The 1,204-nt window shown below is 73.1% G+C and carries 1 protein-coding gene; it reads left to right on the top strand.

Features of this window, described 5'->3' with window-relative positions; translation table 11 throughout:
* Nucleotides 1-20: 20 nt before the first annotated feature.
* A partial coding sequence (locus AC1D15_RS33180) for a M61 family metallopeptidase (RefSeq protein ID WP_477829415.1) occupies nt 21-1,204 on the top strand: 1,184 nt, incomplete at its 3' end.

Below are 1,204 nucleotides of genomic sequence, written 5' to 3'. Positions count from 1 at the left end.
ACCCGACCCTTCGCACCGCGGTGGCCGCCATCAGCCTGGCCGCCCTCGCCCCGCTCGCCGCCGCGCAAACCCTGCCGGCACTGAGCGACGCGCCCTACCCGGGCGTGATCAGCCTCTCGGTGGATGCCACCGACCTCGATCGCAAGATCTTCCGCGTGCGCGAGACGATCCCCGTCTCGCCCGGCCCGCTCGCGCTGTACTACCCGCGCTGGCTGCCCGGCACGCATTCGCCCAGCGCCGCACTCGCGCAGCTGAGCGGCCTGCAGGTCAGCGCCGGCGGCAAGCCCGTCGCCTGGGTGCGCGACGCCGTCGACAGCGCGGCCTTCCACATCGAGGTGCCGGCCGGTGCGGCGGCACTCGACATCGAGTTCCAGTTCCTGACGCCGCTCGAGCCCGGCAGCGAACGCCAGGTCGTCACGCCCGACATGCTCGGCGTGCAGTGGAACGCCGTCGTGCTGTACCCGGCCGGCTACGCCGCCGCGAAGATCAGCGTGCAGCCCAGCCTGACGCTGCCGGCCGGCTGGCTGGCCGGCACCGCGCTGGAGCTGGCCTCGCCGGCCGTTGCCACCACCGGTGGCGCGAGCTTCTCGTTCAAGGCCACCGACCTCGACACGCTGGTCGACTCGCCGGTGTTCGCCGGCCGCCACCTGCAGCGCCTGGACCTCGACCCCGGCGCCAGCGCGGCCGGCCGCGCGCCGGTGTTCCTGAACGTGGTCGCCGACCGCGCCTCGCAGAACGTGATCAGCCCGGAGCAGCTCGCGGCGCACCGCGCGCTCGTCACGCAGGCCGACAAGGTGTTCGCGTCGCGGCACTTCACGCACTACGAGTTCCTGCTGGCGCTCAGCGAGCAGTTCGGCCACATCGGGCTGGAGCACCACCAGTCCAGCGAGAACGGCGTCAAGGCGGCCTACTTCACCGAATGGGCCAAGGGCTCGACCGGGCGCGACCTGCTGCCGCACGAGTACACCCACTCGTGGAACGGCAAGTTCCGTCGCCCGGCCGACCTGTGGACGCCGCACTTCAACACGCCGATGCGCGACAGCCTGCTGTGGGTCTACGAAGGCCAGACGCAGTACTGGGGCGCCGTGCTGGCCGCGCGCTCCGGCCTGGTCAGCGCCGCCGACGCACGCGCCGACCTGGCCGAGACCGCAGCCTGGCTCGACGCCCGCGCCGGCCGCGCCTGGCGCAGCCTGCAGGACACCAC

This window comes from Rhizobacter sp. P2_H2, assembly GCF_056403375.1.
Note: the sequence above shows the minus strand (reverse complement) of the source record. Positions and strands in the feature narration are given on the sequence as shown.